Origin of the sequence: Citrobacter cronae, assembly GCF_016893685.1 — a bacterium.
GTDB lineage: Bacteria > Pseudomonadota > Gammaproteobacteria > Enterobacterales > Enterobacteriaceae > Citrobacter > Citrobacter werkmanii.
Window position 1 is genome coordinate 527,155 of record NZ_CP069763.1, and the last position, 20,953, is coordinate 548,107.

The window sequence follows — 20,953 nt, forward strand, 5'->3', positions numbered from 1 at the left end:
AATAACGGGGCATATGGCTGGACGAATTCCACGTGTATTTATTAATGACCTGCTGGCAAGAACCGACATCGTCGATCTCATCGACGCGCGGGTAAAGCTGAAAAAGCAGGGCAAAAATTATCACGCGTGCTGTCCGTTCCATAACGAAAAAACCCCCTCTTTCACCGTAAACGGTGAAAAACAGTTTTATCACTGCTTTGGGTGTGGGGCGCATGGCAACGCCGTCGACTTTCTCATGAACTACGACAAGCTCGAGTTTGTGGAAACCGTCGAAGAACTGGCCGCAATGCACAACCTTGAAGTGCCCTATGAAGCAGGCAGTGGCCCCAGTCAGATAGAGCGCCATCAACGGCAAAGCCTTTATCAATTGATGGACGGCCTGAACACTTTTTATCAACAGTCTTTGATGCAGCCCGCCGCTACCCCTGCGCGCCAGTACCTGGAAAAGCGAGGATTAAGTAGCGACGTTATCACCCGTTTTGCTATTGGTTTTGCCCCCCCCGGCTGGGATAACGTCCTGAAACGGTTTGGCGGCAATGCTGAGAATCGCAAATCGTTGGTCGATGCGGGGATGTTGGTCACCAACGATCAGGGACGCAGTTACGATCGTTTTCGCGAACGGGTGATGTTCCCCATCCGCGACAAACGTGGTCGGGTCATTGGTTTTGGTGGACGCGTGCTGGGCGATGCCCTGCCGAAGTATCTGAACTCCCCGGAAACCGATATTTTCCATAAAGGTCGCCAACTGTATGGCCTTTATGAAGCCCAGCAGGATAACGCCGATCCACAGCGCCTGTTAGTGGTGGAAGGTTATATGGATGTGGTGGCGCTGGCGCAATACGGCATTAACTACGCCGTGGCATCCCTTGGGACGTCAACCACCGCCGATCACATCCAGTTGTTGTTTCGCGCGACGAACAACGTGATTTGCTGCTACGACGGCGACCGTGCCGGACGCGACGCAGCATGGCGCGCGCTGGAAACCGCACTGCCTTATATGACAGACGGCCGCCAGCTACGCTTTATGTTTTTACCTGATGGCGAAGATCCCGATACGTTAGTGCGTAAAGAAGGGAAAGAGGCTTTCGAAGCCCGGATGGAGCAGGCGTTGCCGCTCTCCGCGTTTTTATTTAATAGCCTGTTGCCACAGGTAGATTTGAGTACCCCGGACGGACGCGCGCAGCTCAGCACGCTGGCGCTGCCACTGATCACTCAGGTGCCGGGCGAAACGTTGCGCATTTATCTGCGACAGGAGTTGGGAAACAAGCTCGGCATTCTGGATGACAGCCAGCTTGAACGTTTAATGCCAAAACTGGCAGAAAATGGCGCTTCCCGCCCTGTTCCACAGCTAAAACGTACGACCATGCGTATACTTATAGGGTTGCTGGTGCAAAACCCGGACCTTGCTCCGCTGGTTCCGCCGTTAGGCGCGCTGGACAGCAATAAGCTGCCTGGACTTGGCTTATTCAGAGAACTGGTCAACACTTGTCTGGCTCAGCCAGGCCTGACCACCGGCCAACTTTTAGAGCACTATCGTGGCACAAATGATGCTGCAACCCTTGAAAAACTGTCGATGTGGGACGATATAGCAGATAAAGATATCGCAGAAAAAACCTTCACCGACTCACTCAACCATATGTTTGATTCGATGCTTGAACTGCGCCAGGAAGAGTTGATAGCTCGTGAGCGCACACACGGTTTAAGCAGCGAAGAACGCCGGGAACTCTGGACGCTGAACCAGGAACTGGCCAAGAAATAAGAGAAAGACAAAACAAAGACAAAATCATTCGCGTTGTATCAAGGCAGCAAGTGAACGAACGCCTGGGAGTGTACATAAGTACATGACCAGGAAGAGAGAACGCAGCTAACGCAGAGACAACGTGAAAGATGAAGTATTTAACGGCTTAACTGCCGAATATCGATCGGGAAGCCCCCGACAGCCGCACGGAGAGGCAGCGGCAAAATATAAGTATGCCCTCGTTTTGCCGTTGGCGGTTTTACCGCCCAACACCAATCAAACGAATTAAGTGTGGATACCGTCTTATGGAGCAAAACCCGCAGTCACAGCTGAAGCTTCTTGTCCAACGTGGTAAGGAGCAAGGCTATCTGACCTATGCCGAGGTCAATGACCATCTGCCGGAAGATATCGTCGATTCAGATCAAATCGAAGACATCATCCAAATGATCAATGACATGGGTATTCAGGTGATGGAAGAAGCACCTGATGCCGATGATCTGCTGCTTGCTGAAACCTCCAACAGCACCGATGAAGACGCGGAAGAAGCGGCTGCCCAGGTTCTGTCCAGCGTTGAGTCCGAAATCGGCCGTACAACTGACCCGGTCCGCATGTACATGCGTGAAATGGGTACCGTTGAACTGTTAACCCGTGAAGGCGAAATCGACATCGCTAAGCGCATCGAAGACGGGATTAACCAGGTTCAATGCTCCGTTGCTGAATACCCGGAAGCCATCACCTATCTGCTTGAGCAATACGATCGCGTAGAAGCTGAAGAAGCGCGTCTGTCCGATCTCATCACCGGCTTTGTCGATCCTAACGCGGAAGAAGACATGGCGCCAACGGCGACCCACGTCGGTTCTGAACTCTCTCAAGAAGAGATGGATGAAGATGAAGACGAAGATGAAGAGGATGACGACGACAGCAGCGATGACGACAACAGCATCGACCCTGAATTAGCGCGTGAAAAATTCGCTGAGCTGCGTACCCAGTACGAAATCACCCGCGACACGATCAAGGCCAAAGGCCGCAGCCATGCTGCCGCGCAGGAAGAAATTCAGAAGCTGTCTGAAGTGTTCAAACAGTTCCGCCTGGTGCCGAAGCAGTTCGACTACCTGGTAAACAGCATGCGCGTCATGATGGACCGCGTGCGTACTCAGGAACGTCTGATCATGAAGCTCTGCGTTGAGCAGTGCAAAATGCCGAAGAAAAACTTCATCACTCTGTTCACTGGCAATGAAACCAGCGAAACGTGGTTCAACGCAGCAATCGCGATGAACAAACCGTGGTCTGAAAAACTGCACGACGTGGCAGATGACGTTCACCGCGGCCTGCAGAAACTGCAGCAGATTGAAGAAGAAACCGGGCTGACCATCGAGCAGGTTAAAGATATCAACCGTCGCATGTCCATCGGTGAGGCGAAAGCCCGTCGTGCGAAAAAAGAGATGGTTGAAGCGAACTTACGTCTGGTTATCTCTATCGCCAAGAAATACACCAACCGTGGTCTGCAGTTCCTGGATCTGATTCAGGAAGGCAACATCGGTCTGATGAAAGCGGTTGATAAGTTTGAATACCGTCGTGGTTACAAGTTCTCCACCTACGCAACCTGGTGGATCCGTCAGGCAATTACCCGCTCTATCGCGGATCAGGCGCGTACCATCCGTATTCCGGTGCATATGATTGAGACCATTAACAAGCTCAACCGTATTTCCCGTCAGATGCTGCAAGAGATGGGCCGTGAGCCGACGCCGGAAGAGCTGGCTGAACGTATGCTGATGCCGGAAGACAAGATCCGTAAAGTGCTGAAGATCGCCAAAGAGCCTATCTCCATGGAAACGCCGATCGGCGACGATGAAGATTCGCATCTGGGTGATTTCATCGAGGACACCACCCTCGAGCTGCCGCTGGACTCTGCCACTACCGAGAGCCTGCGTGCCGCAACGCACGACGTTCTGGCTGGCCTGACCGCTCGTGAAGCGAAAGTTCTGCGTATGCGTTTCGGTATCGATATGAACACCGACCACACGCTGGAAGAAGTAGGTAAACAGTTCGACGTTACCCGCGAACGTATCCGTCAGATCGAAGCGAAGGCGCTGCGTAAACTGCGCCACCCGAGCCGTTCTGAAGTGCTGCGTAGCTTCCTCGACGATTAATCTCGCCGTATAAGTTCAAACGCCACCGCAAGGTGGCGTTTTTATTTACATCCCGCGCATGACCAGCGCGTCATCCAGCTCACGATACGCCTCCACCAGCTTATCCAGTGTTATCCGGCTCAATCCGCTGGGATTTGGCAATACCCAAATCTGGGTCGCGCCAATGGTCAGCGTCTGCTTTCCCCACTGCGCTCCGCGCTGACTGAAGCCTTGCTCGAACGCCTGCTTGCCAAGAATCGCCAGCGCGGCGGGCTGATAGTCATCAATCTTTTCAATAAGCTTACGGCCACCGCTACGCATCTCCTGTAGCTTCACTTCATTAGCCTGTACCGTTGGCCTGTCGACAAATTTTGTCACGCCACAGCGGAAATCCAGCAGGTGTTGCGCCTCTTCTGGCTTCAGTTGGCGATCGGTAAATCCCGCCTGATGGATGACCTTCCAGAAGCGATTAGCGGGATGCGCAAAGGGGAACCCTGTACCTGCGGAAGATAGCCCCGGATTGATGCCGCAAAACACCACCCGCAGCCCTGGTGCCAGTATGTCCTTAACCATAATTACTCCGAACAATACATCAGAGTAACAGTATAACGGACTGATAATACATTGTTTATAAAATCAGCATCCGTACGCTTATGTCTGGATTGCGACGCGGAGTTACTTTATAATCCACCGCCACGGCCCCTTAGCTCAGTGGTTAGAGCAGGCGACTCATAATCGCTTGGTCGCTGGTTCAAGTCCAGCAGGGGCCACCAAATATCAAGGACTTGCGAGAAATCGCAGGTCCTTTTTTATTAATCTTTCGTTTAGATATGTCTGCCCAATAAGCAGCATGTGGCAACCCTTCTGGACGCCGCCATCCGGAGATGGAAACGTCCGTTAGCGTTTTATTCGATAGTCAGCTCACACGAGTTCTTTGAGCTGCTCCTGCATGTAGGTTGAAAAATACTCTGGGTTTTTGATAAGGATGCGGTTACCGGAGGCAACTTTTTCTGCCCATCCGGCCACTTTTTTCGTGAACTCAGGATTCCATCCCTCCTGCTCACCCCGTGCCATCACAACTTCCGGACTCGCTGGCACACCTAAGTCATGCAAATACTTTAGAATTCCCTTAGCGGTGCTTTCATCCATTGAATGGGGTACTGACGCCGAAGTGTTCATACCACCGATAAAATCCAAGGCTTTCTCAATTGCTGTTGGCATGCTCTTATCCTTAAAATTAACCACGTTAGAGACACCTTGATACTATGTACCCAACTCCGCCGGGATATCAAAGAGAACATCGCCTTTCTTTGACTTACCCCGCAGCTAAACGCTTGCGCGGCTGTTTTCTGCGCTATTTTTTTGCTTCTCCGGCTAAAACCAGCCCAGTCGCCACCGCATTGCGCGGGCCTTCAGTGCCACGGATGTTGCCCTGCCCGGCGACAACGCCGTAATGCGCCAGCGCATCGGTGATCATCTGCGGAATTTCAAAATCCAGCGATGAACCGCCTACCAGCACCACAAAAGTGATATCGCGAATGGAGCCGCCAGGTGATACCTGGCGTAACGCGCGCAGACAGTTGGTGACAAAAACTTTCTCTTTGGCCTGACGACGCACCAGACGAATCTTCTCCAGCGAGGTCTGGTTATCAACCGGGATCAGCTCGCCGTCTTTCAGATACACCACTTTGGCAAATACTGACGGGCTGAGCGGTTCACGAAAAAACTCCACCGCGCCGTTCTCGTGGCGAATGCTGAACAGGCTCTCCACTTTGGCCAGCGGGTATTTTTTAATTTCCTCTGCTAAAAACGGATCGCTTAAGCCCAGTTCCGTTTGAATTAGCAGGCTGACCATATTCCCCGCCCCGGCAAGATGTACCGCCTTCACTACGCCGTCGCTATTAATAATGGCGGCATCGGTGGATCCTGCGCCTAAATCGAGGATCGCCAGCGGCGCGGCGCATCCGGGCGTCGTTAACGCGCCAGCCACGGCCATGTTGGCTTCCACCCCACCCACCTCCACGGGCGTGTTTAGCCGCGCGCTCAGTTCGCTGGCGATAGCCTGCATCTGTAAGCGGTCAGATTTCACCATCGCCGCAATGCCAACGGCGTTCTCCATTGAACATTCCCCGGCAATGCCACCCTGCACCGCGCGGGGAATAAACGTATCCACCGCCAGAAGATCCTGGATATGCACGGCGTTCATGTCGTGACCGGTCAGCGAGGCCATTACCTTACGTACCCGCTCAAGCATCCCGCCCGCGTGCGTACCTGCTTCACCGCGAATATCGCACACGGGCGCACAGGCGCTCATCGCCTGCATAATGGCCTGCGCGCCCTGCGCTACGTCGGCTTCACCGCCGCGCTTTTCGCCACGGATAAAGATCTTACCCGCCGGGATCGTTCGCGACTGCACATCACCCTGCGGCGTTTTCAGCACCACAGCGGAGCGGTTGCCAATCAGCGCTCTGGCGATAGGGACGATGGTTTGCGTTTCCTCCGGCGTCAGGGCAAAAAAGGTCGCAATGCCGTAAGGATTCGACAATACCCGCACCACCTGCCCTGCGGCCGCCACTTCCACCGCCGCCAGCACACCTTCCGGAACCTTCTCCAGTAGCGTGACTTCATCGACCACCGGCATTGCCCGACGCAGGCGATTGTTCACCAGTACGCCATCATCTTTTTTCAGGATCGCCGCCACCACGTTGATCCCACGATCCAGCGCCTCATTGATGAGCCAGACCGCTTCGAGGAAATCAATCTCTTCGCCCACCAGCGGGATCCAGCCCTGCGCAAAGCGATCCTCGCTCAGTGATGCCAGCTTATCCACGCTGATGGTGGTTCCCATCCCCACGCCGACGCCCCCCGGCGTCTGCGGGTTATGGCCAATCATTGTCGATTCCGTAATGATGGTTTCAGTGATGGTTTCCATCGCCACATCGCCAATCACCGGCGCGGCCTCATTGATGCAGATTTTCGCCACGTCCTGAAGCGACCACGGCGTTTTATCCAGTGCCTGCTGCAGGGAGGTCACCACCCCGGCAATGTTGTCCCGCGTCCCTTTCATGCCCGTGGTGGCGACAATCCCGCTGGCAATAAACCGTCCATGTTGCGCCAACGCCACTTCAGTGGTGGCATTGCCGATATCAATCCCGGCGATTAACGGCATGCGCCCTCCGTCACTGGCTGCCTTTACGCAGCTTGTTTCTCTGCTGATACACCTCTGCCGACTCGCGGACAAAAGCGGCGTTCACCGTGGCATGCCAGGTGTGCTCCAGCTCATCGGCAATCGCCTGTAGCTCCGCGAATGAAGAACGAAACGGACGTAGCGCATTGTAGATCTCCAGAATACGAGCATCCGGGATGGCAATCAGCTCCGCCGCGCGACGGAAATTGCGTGCCACGGCGTGACGTTGCATCTGTTCGGCAATCTGCGCCTGGTACTCCAGCGTTTGCTGAGAAATACGCACATCCTGCGGCCCGACCTTGCCTGCCAGCACATTCTCAAGAGTAATGTCGGTTAACGGTTTCCCGCCAGGCGTCTGGATTTTCTCCGGGCAGCGGGTGGCTAATGGGTAATCCTGCGCGGTCATGATGTTGTTGTTCATGGTCATTCCCTTACCAGTGCAATATGCAGCGTGACGGGTGCAGCATCCTGCACCACGTGTTTGGTTTCTTTGATGTGAAACAGCGCGGCCTTGGCCATAAATTTAGGGCGCACCATCTGGTCATTGACCACCGGCACCGGCGAAGGCGACTCTTTGCGTGCATAGCGCGCGGCGTTTTTACCGATCTGGCGATAGGTTTCCAGCGTCAGCAGCGGAGCCTGAGAGAACAGCTCCAGGTTACTCAGCGGTAGCAGATCGCGCTGATGAATCACCGTGGTTCCTTTCGACTGGATACCAATCCCGATGCCGGAACCGCTGAGATTAGCCGCGTCCCACGCCATAAAAGAAACGTCCGAGGTGCGCAGAATTCTCACCACCCGCGCATGCAGCCCCTCTTCTTCAATCCCTGCCACCAGCTCTTTAAGAATCGCCTTATGCGGCATATCAATCAGGGTTTTGTGCTGATACTTATCAAAGGCCGGACCGACGCCAATCACCACTTCATCTACGCGTTCGTCCGCTGTAGCCGCCTCGCCTTCGCTTACCTGCAAGGTGAAAACCGGCTTACGTTCAGTTGTGCATTCCACGGTGTACCGCCTTATTCAATTGAGCCAGGCTGAACCACGCCCGCGATATTTTTAATTTCCGCCCAGCGCTCGGCGGAGATGCGATAGCCGGTGCCTGGTCCCTGATAATCATTAATGTCGTTAACAGCGCTGACCACCTCAAACTGGCGATCCAGAATGGCCGACGTTTGCAGGTAATCACCGGTGACGCGCTGTCTCAGCATATTGAGGATGTTACTGGCGATATCTTCGAAGCCGCTACGGCTTAGCGCGCCGACGATATCCAGCCCGGTAATATTGCGCTTCATCATCTCTTCCACGGCGGCCAGATCTTCCACCACATTGCGCGCGGGCATATCTTTGCTGCCGTGAGCGTAAGTGGCGGCCTCAACTTCCTCATCGCTAATCAGCGGCAGACCCAGTTCGCGGAACACCGCCTGAATGGCGCGCGCCGCCTTGTTACGGATGGCGATGGTTTCTTCTTCGGTTACAGGACGCAGACCACCGTCCACCATCAGATCGCGTTGCAGAATGTTGTAATCATCGAAGTCTTCCGCATCGAAGTTCGACCCGGCAAACATGTTGTCGTAGTTCGGCACGGCGCTATAGCCGGAGAAGATAAAGTCGGTACCCGGCAGCATTTGCATCAGGGTACGGGCGGTACGGCGAATATCTGAGTGGGAAAAGGTCTGGTCATTGGCGGAGGCCACTTCAAGGTCGAGCATCGAGGCAATCAGGTTTTCTGCCAGCACCGCGCGGATCCCCGACGGCACTGCGCCGGTCATGCCGATACAGCTGACCGCGCCGTTTTGCAGCCCCTGTACACCCGCGCCTTTGGTGATAAAGATGCAGCGCGACTCCAGATAGAGCATCGATTTACTCTCGGAATAGCCCATCAGCGCTTCCGAACCGGTACCGGAGGTATAACGCATTTTCAGCCCGCGAGACGCATAGGCCGAGGCGAGAAACGCTTTTGACCACGGCGTATCATCGCCGTCGGTAAACACCGACTCTGTACCGTATACCGATACCGTTTCGGCGTAGCTGGTTAACCCGCGCATCCCCAGCTCCAGCTCCGTCGCCTCCTCAACGGAACATTGCGTGAGCACGCCAGGGCGACCGCACTGGGAACCGACCAGCAGCGCCAGGGCGTTAAACGGCGCATAGCGGGCGATGCCGACCGTGGTTTCCTGTTCTGAAAAACCACGGATCCCCGCTTCAGCCGCATCGGCGGCAATCTGTACCGGGTTGTCTTTCAGGTTGGTGACATGGCACTGGTTGGACGGCGTGCGCCTGGCGCGCATTTTTTGCAGCGCCATCATCATTTCCACCACGTTCATTTGCGCCATCACCTCCACCGCTTTCGCCGGCGTGATGGCGGTGGTAATAGCAACAATCTCTTCCCGGCTGACGTGGATATCCACCAGCATTCTGGCGATCTCCAGCGCGTCGAGCCGCATTGCCCGTTCGGTTTCAGCCACGTTAATCGCGTAGTCGGCAATAAAACGGTCAATCATGTCGAACTCGGCGCGGCTCTTGCCGTCCAGCTCAACAATACGACCATTCTCTACCTTCACCGACGAAGCCGGATCGTAGGGGCTTTCCATGGCGATCAGCCCCTCTTCAGGCCATTCGCCAATCAGCCCATCCTGATTTACAGGGCGCTTCGCAAGCACTTCGAATCGTTTTGATCTTCTCATAGTTTATGGACTCAAAAGATAAAAAATAGGGACGCCGGGCTGTATTGCCGGGGACACACCACCCGGCATTCGCCTTTCATCAGCAATGGCCGAACTCTAAATGAGCACAGCAATAAAAAAATAAAATTAATTTCGTTCCAATTTGGCACGCAATAAAAATTCATCGTTTCATATTGAAACGGTTCTCAGGAATAGCCGGAGCGAATTGTGACGAAGTTAAATGATCATTATCAATAAATGCCGATACGCAAAATCAAATTAATACTTTTGAAATTTTCACCCTATTGACTTAATAACGCGCGGCGACAAAATAAAGCCAAACCCAATGATAAAAAATAGCTGTCTCGCGATATTTTCGTGACCTCAGCCCTACACTATTTTCAGGAGAAACTGTGAATAAGAGCCAACCAATCGCCACCATTACGCTGGCGGCTGCGAAAAAAATGGCGCAGGCCGTCGAGGCTAAAGCGTCTGAGATCAACGTGCCGGTGGTCTTTTCCGTGGTGGATCGCGGCGGAAACACGCTGCTGATGCAACGCATGGACGACGCCTTTGTCACCAGCTGTGATATTTCACTGAATAAAGCCTGGACCGCCTGCTGTCTGCGCCAGGGGACTCATGAAATTACCGACGCGGTACAACCGGGTGCCTCACTATATGGTTTACAGCTAACGAATCAACAGCGGATCGTTATTTTTGGCGGCGGCTTACCTGTCATATTAAACGATAAATTAATCGGTGCCGTCGGCGTAAGTGGCGGTACTGCCGAACAAGACATGTTATTAGCGCAAACCGCACTGAATTGTTTTTCTGAATTATAATTTAAATCTAAGAAGGTAAATTATGAGCTATCGTATGTTTGATTACCTGGTGCCAAATGTGAATTTCTTTGGCCCGAATGCTATTTCCGTCGTGGGCGAACGCTGCAAACTGTTGGGCGGTAAAAAAGCGCTGCTGGTGACTGATAAAGGTCTGCGAGCCATTAAGGACGGCGCGGTTGATAAAACCCTCGAACATCTGCGTGAAGCTGGTATTGACGTGGTGGTGTTTGACGGCGTCGAGCCAAACCCCAAAGACACCAACGTGCGCGACGGTCTGGAAGTTTTTCGTAAGGAGCAATGCGATATCATCGTTACCGTCGGCGGTGGTAGTCCGCATGACTGCGGTAAAGGCATCGGTATCGCTGCGACGCACGAAGGCGATCTCTACAGCTATGCCGGGATTGAAACCCTGACCAATCCGCTGCCGCCGATCGTCGCGGTGAATACCACCGCCGGCACCGCCAGCGAAGTCACCCGCCACTGCGTGCTGACCAATACCAAAACCAAAGTGAAGTTTGTGATTGTCAGCTGGCGCAACCTGCCGTCGGTTTCCATCAATGACCCGCTGCTGATGCTCGGCAAACCTGCGCCACTGACCGCAGCGACCGGGATGGACGCCCTGACACACGCTGTTGAGGCCTATATTTCAAAAGATGCCAACCCGGTTACCGACGCTGCCGCTATCCAGGCAATTCGTCTGATCGCCCGTAATTTGCGCCAGGCCGTAGCGCTGGGCAGCAACCTGAAAGCTCGTGAAAACATGGCCTATGCCTCTTTGCTGGCGGGTATGGCCTTCAACAACGCCAACCTTGGCTACGTTCACGCGATGGCGCATCAGCTTGGCGGTCTGTACGACATGCCGCACGGCGTAGCAAATGCCGTACTGCTGCCGCACGTGGCGCGCTATAACCTGATCGCTAATCCGGAGAAATTTGCCGACATCGCAGAGTTTATGGGTGAGAACACCGACGGTCTGTCCACCATGGATGCCGCCGAACTGGCGATTCACGCCATCGCTCGCCTCTCTGCCGATATCGGTATTCCGCAGCATCTGCGCGAACTGGGCGTCAAAGAAGCCGATTTCCCGTATATGGCGGAAATGGCGCTGAAAGACGGCAATGCCTTCTCCAACCCGCGTAAAGGGAACGAGAAAGAAATTGCCGGGATCTTCCGTCAGGCATTCTGATCAATAAGGGGGCGCAATGTCACTTTCATCACCGGGCGTACATCTGTTTTATCACTCACGCTGGCAGGATACGCGCGTGCTTGATGAACTATGCTGGGGGCTGGAAGAGCAAGGCGTCCCTTGCCGGACAACCTGTTGCGACGCACATGACTGCGCGCTGGCCCTCAGCAAGCTGGCGGCTAAAAGCTCAACATTACGCGTGGGTCTCGGCCTCAGCGCCAGCGGTGATATTGCCCTAACCCACGCCCAGCTACCCGAGGATCGGGCGCTGGTCCGTGGGCATATCGCCGCCGGGGCAGCAATGATCCGCATGCTCGGCGCCAATGCTGGCCAACTGGTCAAAGTGCTTCCCTTTAGCGAGATAAAATAAATGTACCGCATCTATACCCGAACCGGTGATAAAGGCACGACTGCGCTGTTTGGCGGCAGCCGTATCGACAAAGACGACATCCGCGTTAACGCCTACGGTACGGTGGATGAACTGATTTCCCAGCTTGGCGTCTGCTATGCCAGCTCGCGCCAGGCAGAATTACGCGAAGATCTGCATGCCATCCAGAAGATGCTGTTTGTGCTGGGGGCGGAACTCGCCAGCGATGAGAAAGGTCTCGCCCGCTTAACGCAGACGATTAACGCCGAGGATATTCAGGCGCTGGAGCAGCTTATTGACCGCAATATGGCGCAGAGCGGCCCCCTGAAAGAATTTGTCATTCCGGGGAAAAATCTGGCATCGGCACAGCTACACGTTGCGCGCACCCTGGCACGGCGGCTGGAGCGGATCCTCATCGCGATGGACAGAACGCTGACGTTACGCGATGAACTCAAGCGTTATATCAACCGGCTGTCGGATGCGCTGTTCTCCATGGCCAGAATCGAAGAAACTACTCCAGATGTTTGCGCTTAAACTGGCTGGCGTCGATGTCGTACTGCTTCATCTTACGCCACAAGGTGGTGCGACCAATATTCAGCAGTTGCGACATCTCCTGTACTCGCCCACTGGTGACGCGGGCGGCATGGATAATCGCCTCTTTTTCGATAGCGGTAAACGTCAGGCTGGCAGGCAGCAGGGAAGACGCGGTCTCCAGACCGGGGCGCTCGGCAAACAGATAATCCGGCAGATTGCTCAGCCGGATATGGCCGTTATCGCTACTGATAGCGATGTTTTCGATAATGCTGTTCAGCTCGAAGTCATTGCCCGGCCATGAATAAGCCACCAGTTGCGCCAGCGCGTCGTCGTCGATCTTCAGGCTGGTTGAAAAGCGTTTTTTCAGGCTATTCAGTCGCGTATAAATCAGCGAGGGAATACTGTTACGCCGCGCGCGTAGCGGTGGGATAACAATCTCAAAAGAGTGCAACGCGTAATACAGCTGGCGGCTAAAGCGGTTTTGCTCCACCAGATTAGCGAGATCAACCGTGGTGGTGGCGATCACTTTTACATCCACCGGGATCAGGCGACGGGCATCCAGGCGAGTTAATACTCCCTGCTTGATCACCTGTAACAGCGCGGATTGCAGCTCCGGCGCCAGATATTCAATTTTCTCCAGAAACAGCGTGCCGCCGTTCGCCAGCTCAAGGCGGCTCAACCGACCATTTTCATCATCGGTGGGCGCACTGCCCATAAAATCCTGCCCCAGCACGCTGTTGGCATACAGCTGACAGTTGACGGCGATATACGGCCCGCTGGCGCGTTCGCTTTCATTGTGAATGGCCTGGCTCAGCAGCTCTTTCCCGACGCCCTCTTCCCCGCACAGCAGGATCGGGAAACTCCCCCTTGCCGCCTGGCGACCAAAATGGATCAAGCGTCGGGTTTCTGGATCGTCCGTCGACATCTGCTCAAAGGTGTGGCTCACCTTACCAAGCTGGCTGGTCATCAACTGACGCATTTGCTCCACCGGGTGCAGCAGCAGGATAAAGCTGTTGCCCTGCTCCTCAACAATCGGCTTCAGGGTGATGACGGCATCAACAAACTGGTGCTGACTTTCAAAAGTGACTTCGACGTGATTCAGACCGCGGGCATGTTTAATTGCCCGACGCAGCAGCATGGGCAAATTGAGCAGGTCGTGAATGTTTTTGCCCTGGCTGGCCTGCGCGTCGAGATGCAAAAGCAGCGCCGCGCGCGCATTGAGGAACTGCAACACCCCCTGCTCATTCCAGGCCATCACGCCATCATCCATGCTCTCCAGCAGCCCGTACATCTGGTTCAGATGGCGGTTGGATTCTGCCAGCAGGCTGTCGGTCAGCAATGAATTGCCGACTTCTCTGGCAATCGCCAGCGTCAGGGATAAATCAGAAACGGACTCATGTTCTACCAGACAGCACAATGAGATGGAGCCAAACAGACGTCCATGGTTATCGAACACCGGCGTCGAGCAGAACGACCACGGATGCAACGCCTGTTTAAAGTGCTGAGCGCCAGAGGTTTTTGTCGGCTGCCCCGGCATCGTCGCCAGCGACAGCGCACAACTGCCGATAATGCTTTCCGCGCAATAGCTGCCGTCGCGAAATCCAAGCTCCGCCAGCTGTTCTATCGTCTGCGGATCGCCGCAACGGCTGAGAATACAGGCTGATTCATCCAGAATCAGCAGTGCGCACGGACGACCGTCCATAAACTCCCAGGCATCTTCCAGCGCGGCCTGCGCAATCGTCAGCAGCGCCGTCTTGCGACGACAAATCGACTCAAAGGTCAGCCCTTGCGCCTGATGCGGCGCCTGCCAGGTTTCCCGCTGCATAAACTTGCTGCAACGATGCCAGGACTGGGCGAGAACCGAAGAGACTTCCTGCCCGATGCTATGCGTGTGCGCCGTCATATCCATTTCCGCTGTTTTGCCATAGACAACCCCTCCGGCAGAGACTGTCAGAGGGGGAGAAGATGCTGGGTAAATTTACCTGTGCCCGATTAACGCGCCAGCCACTGCTGTCCCAGCAGGTCTGCCGTCAAAATAGCGGCATGTACGCTTTCAGGCGTCACCGGGAACGGCATATTGTGAATGGTTTCACCTTCTGCGCAGGTGGCTTTAGCCACGGCCATAATCTTGCCGTCAATGTCGTCTTTCACGCCCATTTCCGCTAACGTTACCGGCAGGCCCACTTTCTGACAGAAATTCAGCACGGTTTCGATCTCTTCCATCGGGCTGTTCTGCAGCACCAGCTGCGCCAGCGTACCAAAGGCGACTTTTTCACCGTGGTACAGATGGTGACACTCTTCCAGAATCGTAAAGCCGTTATGGATGGCATGTGCCCCCGCAAGGCCGCTGCTTTCAAAGCCGATACCGCTGAGGTAGGTGTTGGCTTCGACAATACGTTCCAGCGCATCGGTCACCACGCCAGCCTGGGCGGCTAAGCGTGCCTTTTCGCCTTCCGCCAGCAGGGTATCATAGCACAGGCGCGCCAGGCTCAGCGCCGCCACGGTGGACTGCCCGCCCGCCATGCTGGTCGCCCGAGCGTCATAACAGGCTTTCGCTTCAAACCAGGTAGAGAGCGCATCGCCCATCCCGGCCACCAGCAGACGTACCGGCGCTTTGGCAATAATTGCGGTATCCATCACCACCATATCCGGGTTTTTCGGGTAGATCAGATACTCTTCAAACTCACCCGCTTCGGTATAGATAACGGACAGCGCGCTGGTTGGCGCATCGGTAGATGCGATAGTTGGGATCACCACCACCGGCAGCTTCTGGTAATAACCAATCGCTTTGGCGGTATCTAACGTTTTCCCACCGCCAATCCCAACCACACCACGGCAACCGTGTTTTTTCAGAATGGCAATCAGGCGATTAATTTCAACATGGCTGCATTCACCGTTAAAGCGTTCCGCGTGGCAGCTAATGTCATGGCTATGCAGACCATTGAGTACCTTCTCTCCCGCCAGCTTCATGACGAAATCGTCCGCAATCACGAAAAAGCTGTCCGCCAGATTTTTAGCGTATTGACCAAATAAGGTAGAAGCGTCAGGACCCTGGAGATATTTGGCTGGAGATTGAATAACTTTTAGCATTCCTTTCATCCTCAAATAAGTACATGTTTTTACATGGTGAGCCCTGGCGTTAACCCGTTTAGCCTGATGTTGACGGCGAAAGCGGACGTACCGGAGCGATGTAATAACTGTATGGCGAGGCGTGCACAAAAAAATCTTTCGTCATTTTGTTCTGATATGAAACAGATAAAAAAGGCACACGTTTCATATTGGAACGCTTAACCACAAAAATAATAAGGTTTGCGATCCCGATCCGTTCCTTTACCGCGAAATCACCGTCCAACACGAAGATCAATTTCCCCAATAACGCGCCATCCTGCGTAAAAACCCGCAAAAAAGGCTGACAGCGCCGTGCAGCCTGCTCTGTTCGCAGAAGAAAAAAGTCGAGCGAGTTCGCATTGTGCAGATTTTTCGCCTAATTAAGTTTCATTTCGGAACAAAAAACAGCAATCACGTTTCGTAATGAAACTCATTTTCGCGTTGTTTTTTTCCATGCTGACTTCGCCAGAATCTCTCTATCGCCTCCGCACCATGAACATGCATTCGGGGGTTTGTCTTACACTCAACCTCGAGGAGCCGTTATGTCTCAATTCTTTTTTAACCAACGCACCCAGCTTGTGAGCGACGTGATCGACGGTGCAATTATCACCAGCCCGTGGAATAACCTGGCGCGTCTGGAGAGCGATCCGGCCATTCGCGTCGTGGTTCGCCGCGACCTTAACAAAAATAACGTGGCGGTGATCTCCGGCGGCGGTTCAGGGCACGAACCCGCGCACGTTGGGTTTATCGGCAAAGGTATGCTGACTGCGGCGGTCTGCGGCGACGTGTTCGCCTCCCCGAGCGTGGATGCGGTACTGACCGCTATTCAGGCAGTGACCGGTGAGGCTGGCTGTCTGTTGATCGTGAAGAACTACACCGGTGACCGTCTTAACTTCGGTCTCGCCGCCGAGAAAGCGCGACGCCTGGGCTACAACGTTGAAATGCTGATAGTCGGTGACGACATCTCCCTGCCGGATAACAAACACCCACGCGGCATTGCGGGAACCATCCTGGTGCATAAAATCGCCGGCTATTTCGCTGAACGCGGCTACAACCTCGCCACCGTCCTGCGTGAAGCGCAGTACGCAGCCAACAACACCTTCAGCCTGGGCGTCGCCCTCTCCAGCTGTCATCTGCCGCAAGAAACCGACGCCGCGCCGCGCCATCATCCGGGTCATGCTGAGCTGGGCATGGGCATTCACGGCGAGCCGGGGGCCTCGGTTATTGATACCCAAAACAGCGCGCAGGTGGTGAACCTGATGGTGGATAAACTGCTGACGGTCCTGCCTGAAACCGGCAGAGTGGCGGTGATGATTAACAATCTTGGCGGCGTATCCGTTGCGGAAATGGCCATTATCACCCGCGAACTGGCCAGCAGTCCGCTATACCCACGCATCGACTGGCTGATTGGTCCGGCCTCGCTGGTCACCGCGCTGGATATGAAAGGATTCTCACTAACGGCCATCGTGCTGGAAGAGAGCATCGAAAAAGCGCTGCTGACCGAAGTGGAAACCAGTAACTGGCCGACTCCCGTCCCACCGCGTGAAATCAGCTACGCGCCATCATCCCAGCGCAGCGCGCACGTGGAATTCCAGCCCTCTGCCAACGCGCGGGTTGCCGAAATTGTGGAGCGGGTCACCGGAACGCTTTCCAATCTGGAAGCACATCTCAACGCGCTGGATGCCAAAGTCGGCGATGGCGATACGGGTTCAACCTTTGCCGCCGGCGCGCGTGAAATTGCCAGTCTGCTGCAGCGTCAGCAGCTTCCGCTGGATGACCTTGCCACGCTGTTCGCGCTGATTGGCGAACGCCTGACCGTGGTGATGGGTGGTTCCAGCGGCGTGCTGATGTCTATTCTCTTTACCGCCGCCGGGCAGAAACTGGAACAGGGAGCTAACGTTGCCGAAGCGCTGAATGCGGGTCTGGATCAGATGAAGTTCTACGGCGGCGCAGACGAAGGCGATCGCACCATGATAGATGCACTGCAACCCGCGCTGACCTCACTGCTGGCACAGCCGGACAACCTGCATGCCGCTTTTGACGCCGCGCAAGCCGGGGCCGAACGAACCTGTTTGTCGAGCAAAGCCAATGCGGGTCGCGCATCGTATCTGAGCAGCGAAAGTTTGCTGGGTAATATGGATCCCGGAGCGCATGCCGTCGCAATGGTATTTAAAGCGCTGGCGGAGAGTGAGTTGGGTTAAGTGATAAATGCCTGATGCGCTTCGCGCATCAGGCAGAACGTTAACGATAAACGCGGAGGCCACCCTCGACGCCGCGGCTAAACAGTACCTGCCAAAGCTCAATATCTCTGGCGCGGAAAGCCCCAGCGCAGGCGCATAAATAGTAATTAAACATTCTTCTGAAGGTGGCGGAGTAACGTGAAGACAGCTCCGGCCATGCCTGATTAAAACGCTCATGCCAGGCCATCAGCGTTTTATCGTAATCGCTGCCAAAGTTATGCCAGTCTTCCATTACAAAGCGTGATTCGCTGGCCTCGGCAATATGCGATATCGACGGTAAGCAACCGTTCGGGAAAATGTATTTATTGATCCACGGATCGACACTCATCCCCTTTTTGTTGCTGCCAATGGTATGCAGCAGGAACAGCCCGTCCGGTTTTAAACAACGGTCGGCGATGCTGAAATAGGTGTCGTAGTTTTTCGGCCCGACGTGTTCGAACATCCCCACGGAGACAATGCGATCGTAGTGTTTATCGAGGTCACGATAATCCTGCAGCAGAATATTAACGTCCAGTCCTTCACAGCGCTGTTGCGCCATTTTCTGCTGCTCTTTAGAGATAGTGACGCCTTCTACCGCCACGCCGTAATGACGCGCTGCATATTCCGCCAGTCCGCCCCAGCCACAACCGATATCGAGTAAACGCATACCCGGTTTGAGTTGTAGCTTCTCACAAATCATTTTTAATTTGGCATTTTGCGCATCGTCTAATGTGGTCGCGTCTTTCCAGTAACCACAGGAATATTGCATATGCGGATCCAGCATCAGCGCAAAAAGATCGTTCCCAATATCATAATGTTCTTTGCCGACAATCCACGCGCGGCTTCGCGACTGCAAATTAAACAGGCGAGCGCTGGCAATGCGTAAAATATCTTTCAGGTTGCCCGGCATTTGCTGGTCGAGTTTTGCTTTGAGAATTTTACAGAACAGAATATCGAGCCGCTCGCAGTCCCACCAGCCTTCCATATAGCTTTCGCCCAGCCCTAACGAGCCTTGTTGCAGTACCCGCTTAAAGAAACCGGCATGATGAAGTTGAATGTCCCAGGCACGAGAGCCATTAATCTGGATATCCGCTTGCGAAAGCAGTTCTTTCCCCATTCGGGTCCAGTTATCATTTGTTTCATTGACGATGACAGCATCTGAACAAAGCGTGTTCATGGTATTTACCAAAGTGGGCTAAAAATCGTTACGCAAGATTATTATGGAAAACTGAATGTATGTATTATGATCTGCGGACAAGATCTATCGAATAGCGGACACATCACCGGGAGCATTGTCGATTTATTTATGGAGACTCTCGCGCAAAAACAGTGGAATTCATTCCCCGATAACTCCATTACGGAGCTGCCGCAGGACGTGTACTTTCGTTCTTATGTCCTGGAAGCCAACCATCATGTTCCGCAGCATTCGCACTCTTTTATGCAGTTTCATTTCGCCCGTAAAGGCAGCATGCGAATTGATGTTGCCGGCAAATGCTGGATAATCCCGGCGCATTATGGCATCTGGATCCCCAATAATACCGAACATGCGGTCTGGGCACTGGATGATGTGCATTTAGAGAATCTGGATATTAAGCCGGGTTTTCTTGAAGAGAGCATTAATGAATGTAAAGTGGTGGCAATCAGTGATTTCGCCAGAGAGTTTATTCATTACGCCACCAATTTAATTTCGGGCCATTATGATAGCCAGTCAAAAGAGGGCAAGCTGGTTAGTGTTCTGGTCGATATTATTCTGCAGCTCCCGGAAGTCGCTTTTGTATTACCCTGGCCGCACGACCGCGAATTAACCAAAGTGTGCCGGACAATTCAGGAATCCCCGGCGCTGGAGCATTCGGTTGAATACTGGGCGCAGCATCTGGGCATGTCAGCCCGTACCTTTTCACGGCATTTCAAAAAAGAAACCGGATTGCCCTTCAGCGTCTGGAAGCAAAAAATGCGTATTCTGGAGTCCGTATTAATGCTGAAGAAAAATAAAAGCGTAACTGCCGTGGCGCTGGATGTGGGGTATTCCAGCACCGCGGCATTTAGCTATGCATTTCGCCAGGCGTTTGGCGTGCCGCCATCGAATTACTGATTAACGGCGTTGATGCCAGTAAGCCGTTGCGCGCACCAGTTGCTGATCGAACGCCGCGGTTTCAAAGCGGGCGCAGAGGTTTTTTACCACCCTGCCTTCGCCGGTAATCCAGATGAAATAATCGTCTGCGGGCACGTTCAGCCGCGATAAATGTTCGTTCACCGCCTGTTCGTCATGGCCGATAAACCACTGAATAGTAAACTCGTCGAGATGGGCAAAATAGTCCTGATACGCCGCATCCTGCACGCTTACCAGCGCCGTTACGTTCGGGCGTACCGCTAAACGACTGAGCGACTCCAGCCGTCGGCGCAGCGCGGGCATTCCTGATTCATCACACACGTAAACCTGATACGCATAATCCTCTGGCACCACCAAAGAACCGCGCGGACCACCGATCGTCAGCTTGTCACCCTCGCGAGCATTCATTGCCCATGTGCTCGCCACGCCACCGTCATGAATATAAAAATCCAGCGCCAGCTCATGGCGCGCTTCGTCATACAACGGCGTGTAGTCACGGGAGAGCGGACGCACACCCTCGGCCCAGACAATGCCTTCATCGGTGACAACAGGCGGCACAAAATGGCTGCCCGGTTCCGGGAAAAAGACCTTGGTATGGTCATCAAAGCCGTGCGAGCTAAAACCGTCCAGCGCATCACCGCCCAGTACGATGCGCTGAAAACCCGCGCTAATACGTTCAACGCGCAGGACGGTAAGTTCACGGAAGCGCAGTTCATTGCGAACGCGCTGTGGGTAGCGTGAGGTGTTTTTTGTCATTTTTTCGCCTTCGTGAAGATAATACGATATATCTAAATTTATTTTTAAATGATAATGATTGCTAATAAGAAAGATTGCAAGCACTTTTTTGATATAGTCAGTTTGTGATTA

General features: G+C 54.0%; 18 protein-coding genes and 1 tRNA gene. 9 read left to right on the top strand and 10 right to left on the bottom strand.

Annotated features, from left to right (window positions below):
- The first annotated feature begins 13 nt into the window (after positions 1-13).
- The gene (dnaG, locus tag JSN25_RS02110) at positions 14-1,759 is read left to right on the top strand and encodes a DNA primase (protein ID WP_038633998.1); all 1,746 of its coding nucleotides are present in this window, start codon (positions 14-16) and stop codon (positions 1,757-1,759) included.
- A 284-nt stretch (positions 1,760-2,043) separates the two neighbouring features.
- On the top strand, positions 2,044-3,888 hold the full coding sequence (rpoD, locus tag JSN25_RS02115) for an RNA polymerase sigma factor RpoD (RefSeq protein ID WP_038634001.1): 1,845 nt from the start codon (positions 2,044-2,046) through the stop codon (positions 3,886-3,888).
- A 45-nt stretch (positions 3,889-3,933) separates the two neighbouring features.
- On the opposite strand, the gene mug is transcribed toward rpoD, so the two are convergent.
- Complete coding sequence (gene mug, locus JSN25_RS02120) at positions 3,934-4,440, bottom strand: G/U mismatch-specific DNA glycosylase (protein WP_069324359.1); 507 nt, start codon at positions 4,438-4,440, stop codon at positions 3,934-3,936.
- Positions 4,441-4,564: 124 nt separating this feature from the next.
- On the opposite strand from mug, the gene JSN25_RS02125 reads away from it, so the two are divergent.
- Positions 4,565-4,640 (top strand) — tRNA-Ile (locus tag JSN25_RS02125).
- 148 nt (positions 4,641-4,788) lie between these two features.
- Here JSN25_RS02125 and JSN25_RS02130 read toward each other — a convergent pair.
- The 5 genes from JSN25_RS02130 to JSN25_RS02150 form a co-directional block, all read right to left on the bottom strand.
- On the bottom strand, positions 4,789-5,112 hold the full coding sequence (locus tag JSN25_RS02130) for a DUF1889 family protein (protein ID WP_001573898.1): 324 nt from the start codon (positions 5,110-5,112) through the stop codon (positions 4,789-4,791).
- Positions 5,113-5,221: 109 nt separating this feature from the next.
- Positions 5,222-7,036, bottom strand: coding sequence for a diol dehydratase reactivase subunit alpha (locus JSN25_RS02135; RefSeq protein WP_204525415.1), 1,815 nt, complete (start codon positions 7,034-7,036; stop codon positions 5,222-5,224).
- A gap of 10 nt (positions 7,037-7,046) precedes the next feature.
- Positions 7,047-7,475 (bottom strand): diol dehydratase small subunit, encoded by a 429-nt coding sequence (locus tag JSN25_RS02140; protein ID WP_079225973.1) that lies wholly within the window; start codon positions 7,473-7,475, stop codon positions 7,047-7,049.
- Positions 7,476-7,477: 2 nt separating this feature from the next.
- Positions 7,478-8,062 (bottom strand): propanediol/glycerol family dehydratase medium subunit, encoded by a 585-nt coding sequence (locus JSN25_RS02145; RefSeq protein WP_038634014.1) that lies wholly within the window; start codon positions 8,060-8,062, stop codon positions 7,478-7,480.
- Positions 8,063-8,073: 11 nt separating this feature from the next.
- Positions 8,074-9,741 (bottom strand): propanediol/glycerol family dehydratase large subunit, encoded by a 1,668-nt coding sequence (locus tag JSN25_RS02150; RefSeq protein ID WP_016243883.1) that lies wholly within the window; start codon positions 9,739-9,741, stop codon positions 8,074-8,076.
- 392 nt (positions 9,742-10,133) lie between these two features.
- On the opposite strand from JSN25_RS02150, the gene JSN25_RS02155 reads away from it, so the two are divergent.
- From JSN25_RS02155 to JSN25_RS02170, 4 genes are read left to right on the top strand one after another with little or no spacing between them, the layout of a single operon-like run.
- Positions 10,134-10,562, top strand: coding sequence for a GlcG/HbpS family heme-binding protein (locus JSN25_RS02155; protein ID WP_204525416.1), 429 nt, complete (start codon positions 10,134-10,136; stop codon positions 10,560-10,562).
- 22 nt (positions 10,563-10,584) lie between these two features.
- Positions 10,585-11,748 carry a 1,3-propanediol dehydrogenase gene (dhaT, locus tag JSN25_RS02160; RefSeq protein ID WP_038634024.1) on the top strand — a complete coding sequence of 388 codons (1,164 nt, stop codon included), beginning with the start codon at positions 10,585-10,587 and terminating at the stop codon, positions 11,746-11,748.
- 16 nt (positions 11,749-11,764) lie between these two features.
- The gene (locus tag JSN25_RS02165) at positions 11,765-12,118 is read left to right on the top strand and encodes a glycerol dehydratase reactivase beta/small subunit family protein (RefSeq protein WP_087856862.1); all 354 of its coding nucleotides are present in this window, start codon (positions 11,765-11,767) and stop codon (positions 12,116-12,118) included.
- A complete protein-coding gene (locus JSN25_RS02170) occupies positions 12,119-12,649 on the top strand; it encodes a cob(I)yrinic acid a,c-diamide adenosyltransferase (RefSeq protein ID WP_087856863.1) in 531 nt (176 codons plus the stop codon).
- Here the strand turns inward: JSN25_RS02170 and dhaR are convergent.
- Positions 12,627-14,552, bottom strand: a complete 1,926-nt coding sequence (dhaR, locus tag JSN25_RS02175) for a dihydroxyacetone kinase operon transcriptional regulator DhaR (RefSeq protein WP_038642879.1) — start codon at positions 14,550-14,552, stop codon at positions 12,627-12,629. The two genes, JSN25_RS02170 and dhaR, sit on opposite strands and share 23 nt — an antisense overlap.
- Before the next feature lie 89 nt (positions 14,553-14,641).
- Positions 14,642-15,739, bottom strand: a complete 1,098-nt coding sequence (locus JSN25_RS02180) for a glycerol dehydrogenase (protein ID WP_007372185.1) — start codon at positions 15,737-15,739, stop codon at positions 14,642-14,644.
- Between the two features lie 560 nt (positions 15,740-16,299).
- Between JSN25_RS02180 and JSN25_RS02185 the strand changes: the two genes are divergently transcribed.
- Positions 16,300-17,958: a glycerone kinase gene (locus JSN25_RS02185; RefSeq protein ID WP_199966623.1), complete on the top strand. Its 1,659-nt coding sequence runs from the start codon at positions 16,300-16,302 to the stop codon at positions 17,956-17,958.
- A 40-nt stretch (positions 17,959-17,998) separates the two neighbouring features.
- Here JSN25_RS02185 and cfa read toward each other — a convergent pair whose 3' ends face one another.
- On the bottom strand, positions 17,999-19,153 hold the full coding sequence (gene cfa, locus JSN25_RS02190) for a cyclopropane fatty acyl phospholipid synthase (protein ID WP_038634036.1): 1,155 nt from the start codon (positions 19,151-19,153) through the stop codon (positions 17,999-18,001).
- Positions 19,154-19,219: 66 nt separating this feature from the next.
- On the opposite strand from cfa, the gene JSN25_RS02195 reads away from it, so the two are divergent.
- Positions 19,220-20,068 carry a helix-turn-helix domain-containing protein gene (locus tag JSN25_RS02195; protein WP_204525417.1) on the top strand — a complete coding sequence of 283 codons (849 nt, stop codon included), beginning with the start codon at positions 19,220-19,222 and terminating at the stop codon, positions 20,066-20,068.
- On the opposite strand, the gene JSN25_RS02200 is transcribed toward JSN25_RS02195, so the two are convergent.
- Positions 20,069-20,842, bottom strand: a complete 774-nt coding sequence (locus JSN25_RS02200; protein WP_087856866.1) for a siderophore-interacting protein — start codon at positions 20,840-20,842, stop codon at positions 20,069-20,071. It lies immediately after the preceding gene.
- Positions 20,843-20,953: the final 111 nt, after the last annotated feature.

Coding starts and splice junctions, on each gene's coding strand:
- dnaG (WP_038633998.1), top strand. CDS start 14: ATGGCTGGACGAATTCCACGTGTATTTATTAATGACCTGCTGGCAAGA.
- rpoD (WP_038634001.1), top strand. CDS start 2,044: ATGGAGCAAAACCCGCAGTCACAGCTGAAGCTTCTTGTCCAACGTGGT.
- mug (WP_069324359.1), bottom strand. CDS start 4,440: ATGGTTAAGGACATACTGGCACCAGGGCTGCGGGTGGTGTTTTGCGGC.
- JSN25_RS02135 (WP_204525415.1), bottom strand. CDS start 7,036: ATGCCGTTAATCGCCGGGATTGATATCGGCAATGCCACCACTGAAGTG.
- JSN25_RS02140 (WP_079225973.1), bottom strand. CDS start 7,475: ATGAACAACAACATCATGACCGCGCAGGATTACCCATTAGCCACCCGC.
- JSN25_RS02150 (WP_016243883.1), bottom strand. CDS start 9,741: ATGAGAAGATCAAAACGATTCGAAGTGCTTGCGAAGCGCCCTGTAAAT.
- dhaT (WP_038634024.1), top strand. CDS start 10,585: ATGAGCTATCGTATGTTTGATTACCTGGTGCCAAATGTGAATTTCTTT.
- JSN25_RS02165 (WP_087856862.1), top strand. CDS start 11,765: ATGTCACTTTCATCACCGGGCGTACATCTGTTTTATCACTCACGCTGG.
- JSN25_RS02170 (WP_087856863.1), top strand. CDS start 12,119: ATGTACCGCATCTATACCCGAACCGGTGATAAAGGCACGACTGCGCTG.
- dhaR (WP_038642879.1), bottom strand. CDS start 14,552: ATGACGGCGCACACGCATAGCATCGGGCAGGAAGTCTCTTCGGTTCTC.
- JSN25_RS02180 (WP_007372185.1), bottom strand. CDS start 15,739: ATGCTAAAAGTTATTCAATCTCCAGCCAAATATCTCCAGGGTCCTGAC.
- JSN25_RS02185 (WP_199966623.1), top strand. CDS start 16,300: ATGTCTCAATTCTTTTTTAACCAACGCACCCAGCTTGTGAGCGACGTG.
- cfa (WP_038634036.1), bottom strand. CDS start 19,153: ATGAACACGCTTTGTTCAGATGCTGTCATCGTCAATGAAACAAATGAT.
- JSN25_RS02195 (WP_204525417.1), top strand. CDS start 19,220: ATGATCTGCGGACAAGATCTATCGAATAGCGGACACATCACCGGGAGC.
- JSN25_RS02200 (WP_087856866.1), bottom strand. CDS start 20,842: ATGACAAAAAACACCTCACGCTACCCACAGCGCGTTCGCAATGAACTG.